This window comes from Methanospirillum hungatei (genome assembly GCF_020216685.1).
Lineage (GTDB): Archaea > Halobacteriota > Methanomicrobia > Methanomicrobiales > Methanospirillaceae > Methanospirillum > Methanospirillum hungatei_B.
The window spans coordinates 1-4,976 of record NZ_JAIWNS010000258.1 but is presented as its reverse complement, the minus strand read 5'-3'; the positions used below and the strand labels follow the sequence as shown (position 1 = coordinate 4,976).

Here is a 4,976-nt window from a genome sequence, read left to right as displayed (position 1 = left end):
ATGCCATCTATCCTCGTGACATCAGCTGCCGTTTTTACTCCGGGAGGGGGAATGGGAATAGTAAGCCTTCCGGCAATAGGGGCGATACTGGGATCTCTTGCAGGACTTGGAATCCTTCTTTATGCAGTACATTCAGGCCGGCCTCAGGCAGGACTTCCACCTCTGAACGGCGGGGCGATACTGGGATTTCTCATCGGCTGGTTTTTATTGGCACAATAATATGACTATGTCAGACTCCCCTCTTCCGAACCGGGTAATAGAGGCAACAGGCCTTATAAAACGATACCGCGAGCTGACTGCGGTAAATGGCATCACTTTTTCCGTAACGAAAGGAGAACTATTCGGATTTCTCGGGCCGAACGGAGCTGGAAAGACGACAACCATGAAGATGGTGCAGTGTGTCTCTCCCCGGTCCGGAGGAGCACTAAAAATATTCGGAGAGGATCCGGAGTTTTCAGGAAGAAGTATCAGAAAGAGAATTGGTGTTGTCCCACAGGAGACCAATCTTGATCCCGACCTGTCGGTTTTTGACAACCTGGTGATGTATGCAAGATTCTTTGATATCTCAAAGTCCGATGCTGAAAAACGTGCTTTAAGCCTTCTTGAATTTTTTGAACTTCAGGCGAAAAAGGACACTATTATCGAGAAACTCTCTGGAGGGATGAAGAGAAGACTCCTCCTTGCACGATCTCTCATGAACAATCCGGATCTTCTCATCCTTGACGAGCCGACCATCGGCCTGGATCCACAGGCCCGCCATCACATCTGGGAGAAACTCCTGAAATTACGTGCGGAAGGGCACACCATCGTTCTGACGACACACTATCTTGATGAGGCAGCCCGTCTCTGTGACCGGCTGGTGATCATGGATCATGGGAATATTCTGGTTGAAGGATCTCCGGATGAACTGGTCAGAACCTATATCGGTATGGATATTGTCGAGACAGACAATACTGATGAGGTTACCAGGTATCTGAATTTGATGGATATCTCCTTTGAGATAGGTGGAGAGACGATACAGATACGAACCAATAAACCTCGTGAACTGGCTGACATATTGATGGACAAATTCCAGGGAATACGGGTTATCACCCGGCCAGGATCACTCGAGGATGTATTCTTAATGCTGACCGGAAGGAGGATTCGTGAATGAGGAGGAAGACGGGTGAAAAAGTAGGGATCCTCTTTATTGGTGCCTACCATGTCTGGCTTCGGAATGCTCTGGTATTTCGAAAAAACATTCGTGTCAACCTCCTGCCTCCTTTCATCGAACCTCTTCTGTACCTTGGGGCGATCGGGTTTGGAATCGGAGCATATATCACCGATATTGAAGGGCTCCCGTATGTCAGGTTTATTGCACCGGCAATCCTTGCAGCATCCGTGATGAATGCATCCTTCTTTGAGTGTGCGTATGGGACATATGTTCGCATGTATTATCAGAAGACATTTGATGCGCTGCTTGCAACACCGATCACCATTCATGAAGTAATCCTGGGAGAGATATTCTGGGGAGCAACTAGGGGGTTTATCTCTGCCCTGTCAATCAGTATTATTCTTCTTCTGCTGGGACTTGCCTCTCCATCCGGGTTACTCCTTGCACTCCCCCTCTCATTCGTTGCGGGTTTGTTATTCTCCGGTATTGCCGCATGTTTTTCTGCGGTTTCACCCTCAATCGATACTATTTCATACCCGGCTACTCTCTTCATCGCACCGATGTTCCTCTTTTCAGGGACATTTTTTCCTCTGCACCTCCTTCCCTGGATTGTTCAGATTCTGGCCCTCTTATTCCTCCCACTTACTCATGTGGTCAGTCTGATCAGGGGGCTTCTTACCGAAAGCACTGACCTCTTATGGGCTTTGAACATCACATGGATAGTCCTCGGAACCATAGTATTTTCAGTGCTGGCTATCCGGCTCTTTGAACGGAGACTCATTGTATGACTGATGATCCTTTAGAACTGAAAAAAGAACTGATTGATGCGGCAAAAAACTGGCTTGCAATCGACGGATTATGGTTTTTAGAGATTGAAAAACGGTTTGGGCTTGATATCGCTCTTGAGTGTGATGCTGCTGTCTGGCAAGAGTTCTCGAGGATTGAAGCGGAACGAATCATGATCCGACTTGGCCTTCCTCCTGGTGGCGGACTGGAGATATTGGAGACTGCACTGCACCATCGGCTCTTCTCCCTCCTGAACACCTATGAAATACGAAAACCAGCCCCTGGAGTTCTGGAGTTATATATGAACTCATGCAGAACCCAGGCAGCCCGTGACAGAAAAGGCCTCCCGTTATTTCCTTGTAAGAGAATTGGTCTGATTGATTACGAGATATTTGCTCATACGATTGACCCGAAGATAAAAGTTGAATGTATCGCATGTCCACCTGATCCCATGATCCGTTCCTATCATTGTGGATGGCGGTTTACGATGTAATACCTGGCTTATTAAGAAACCATTATGAATAAGAGATCTTGGGACCATCAATCTTTATAAATTAAAATTTTTTCAATAATCGCCCAAAAACCGAAACCAATGGTTATTCCAACGTATACAATATCTCCTGAAACGACAATACCTCCACAAAGCGGACTTACGGCTGTGATAAGTTCAAAAAAGAATTCCGTAGTCAATAACTAGTTCATTGAGGATTAGAGAAAAATGATTTCGATAAAAATAGGTTAACAGTAATGAAGTTTTGGTTATATAAAAATTGAACGAAAGGAATTTATCTTCCGGATTTTTCAAGTAACCTATTCAGTACTCTGCTTAATCGAATAATCCCGTCCTCAATTTTTTCATGTGATGAGTTTGTAAAGTTGAGACGTAACGTATTATACCCGCCTCCATCTGTATAGAAAGGAATACCAGGTAATACCGCTACTTTCTCCTCTAATGCTCTCTCAAATACTTCCATTGAGGATATATTCTCCGGAAGGGTCACCCAGAGAAACATGCCCCCTTCAGGAATGGTATATGAGACTGATTCAGGAAAATGTTCTTGAATAGAGCGGACCATAGAGTCACATTGACTTTTATAGGTATCGGAAATCCTTTTGATGTAGGCATCAATGGGATATTCTGAAAGATATCGGTAAATAATCCGTTGGGCAAGGATGCTTGAATGGAGATCAGTGCCCTGCTTTGCCGTAACTAGTTGATCCATTATCGGCTTTGGAGCACATATCCACCCCATCCTCATTCCGGGGGTAATGATCTTCGAAAAAGAGCCATTCATGACGACCTGATCATGAGCCATTGTCTTCACCGGACGCGGGGTATCGCCATGGAATCTGATCTCTCCATATGCATCATCCTCAATAAAAATCCCATTATAATCATGGAGAGAATCAGCAACAGCCCTGCGTTTTTCGTCCGACCAGGTTATTCCTGACGGGTTCTGGGAATTTGGAACCCCATAGAAAAACCCGCAATCCTCTATTTGCAGAAAATTTTGAAGATCCTCAATAACCGGACCATCCGTTTCCAGTGATATCGGCATAAATGAGGGCTCATACAGAGAAAATGCCTGAATTGCTCCAAGATACCCGGGCCGTTCAATCCCGATATGAGTGCCTTTATCGATGAAGATCTTACCGATTAAATCAAGACATTGCTGGGAACCGTGGGTAATAAGGATCTCATCTGGTGTAACCGAAATCCCATACCTTTGAGTATACCTTTCTGCAATCCATTTTCGTAATGGCAGGAATCCCTCCGTTGTTGCATACTGGAGAGCTGCCGGGCCATCTTCCCTGATTACCTGCTCAGCCGTCTTCGCAAGTTCCTGGACGGGGAAAACTGATGGATTCGGAAGACCACCTGCAAATGATATGATATCAGGATGCTCAGTAACTTTTAGTGTTTCGCGAATAAACGAACGGGGTGTTTTTCTCATCCGATCTGCAAAACGATAATTCATTGGTTCTTACGTATTCGTCAGGATCCCTTTTGATGATTTGGGTAGAAAATAGTCTATTCTGAAAATTATCTGAAATATTTCGGAAGATTTTATAAAAAAAGAAACCCTGGGGTTCCAGGGAAATCAGATGTTAAACCTGATTTAATTTACGCAGTCTTGTTGACTGGTTCTTCTGCTACAGGTGCTTCTGCAGTTGCGTTGGTTTCAGTTGCGTTGGTTTCCTCTGCAACAACCGGGGCCTCTGCAGTTACTTCTACAACGGGTGCTTCAGTTGGTGCAACAACCGGGGCGACCGGTGCTGCGCCAGCCTCAACAACGTTGAAGAGAGCAGTCTCGACAACATCGGTGGTAACACCAGAGACACGGACGATGTACTCATCCGGCTTGAAGGTGCTTGCATCGACAGTGAAACTCCACTTGTTCAGACCATCGGTGCCCTGCTGAACCTTGATAGTTCCGGTTGCACCGTTGAACTCACCACTCTGTGACTTGTCGGTCGGCTTGAATGAGGATGAAGTAACCTCGACCAGCAGATCGTTGTCGTCATACATGAGGTTGGTGGTACCAGTGATCTCGAACTTGGAACCTACAGCCTGTTCTCCGATCGGGTTGATGGAGACCTTTGGCTCCTCGACGAGGAACTGCATCTTGGTGTAGATATCATCTACCATTGCTGAGTCAATTGCTCTTACAAGTGCCTCTGCTGCGTCAGTTCCCTGAAGTGCACCTGCACCGCCGATTCTGAAGACTTCAGAGTCACGGGTCGGGTATGCACCGAGGATCTTCTGTGGTTCGAGTGGGTTGTCTGGGTAGACATCGAACTCATTGTTGTACATCGGGTGCTGGATAACAACGAAGTACTGTCCTGCATAGAGAGATGCAGTTTCTGCGCTCTTGATCTCATGCTCGAATGACATGTCATCGTTCACGGATTCAGTTGCGTAGAGGACTTTGTTCTTACCAAGGATCCAGATTGCGACACCCTTGGACGGGTCGCCTTCTGCAGTACCACGGAGGTACATCTTGTCACCCTTTGCAACAACACTTGCTGAAGCGGT

The 4,976-nt window shown here is 46.1% G+C and carries 5 protein-coding genes and 1 pseudogene; 4 read left to right on the top strand and 2 right to left on the bottom strand.

The window, feature by feature from the left end:
• From LDL35_RS14435 to LDL35_RS14420, 4 genes are all read left to right on the top strand, one after another.
• The coding region (locus tag LDL35_RS14435) for a presenilin family intramembrane aspartyl protease (RefSeq protein WP_304023703.1) at positions 1–219 on the top strand (219 nt) is incomplete at its 5' end.
• Positions 220–226: 7 nt separating this feature from the next.
• On the top strand, positions 227–1,153 hold the full coding sequence (locus tag LDL35_RS14430; RefSeq protein WP_369694951.1) for an ABC transporter ATP-binding protein: 927 nt from the start codon (positions 227–229) through the stop codon (positions 1,151–1,153).
• The gene (locus LDL35_RS14425) at positions 1,150–1,941 is read left to right on the top strand and encodes an ABC transporter permease (protein WP_304023699.1); all 792 of its coding nucleotides are present in this window, start codon (positions 1,150–1,152) and stop codon (positions 1,939–1,941) included. Before LDL35_RS14430 ends, LDL35_RS14425 begins: the two co-directional genes overlap by 4 nt.
• Positions 1,938–2,432 carry a DUF6125 family protein gene (locus tag LDL35_RS14420; RefSeq protein ID WP_304023697.1) on the top strand — a complete coding sequence of 165 codons (495 nt, stop codon included), beginning with the start codon at positions 1,938–1,940 and terminating at the stop codon, positions 2,430–2,432. Before LDL35_RS14425 ends, LDL35_RS14420 begins: the two co-directional genes overlap by 4 nt.
• 292 nt (positions 2,433–2,724) lie before the next feature.
• Here LDL35_RS14420 and LDL35_RS14415 read toward each other — a convergent pair whose 3' ends face one another.
• Complete coding sequence (locus LDL35_RS14415) at positions 2,725–3,894, bottom strand: PLP-dependent aminotransferase family protein (RefSeq protein WP_369694950.1); 1,170 nt, start codon at positions 3,892–3,894, stop codon at positions 2,725–2,727.
• Positions 3,895–4,064: 170 nt separating this feature from the next.
• Positions 4,065–4,976 (bottom strand): annotated as a pseudogene (locus LDL35_RS14410) (PGF-CTERM sorting domain-containing protein); the annotation flags it as partial.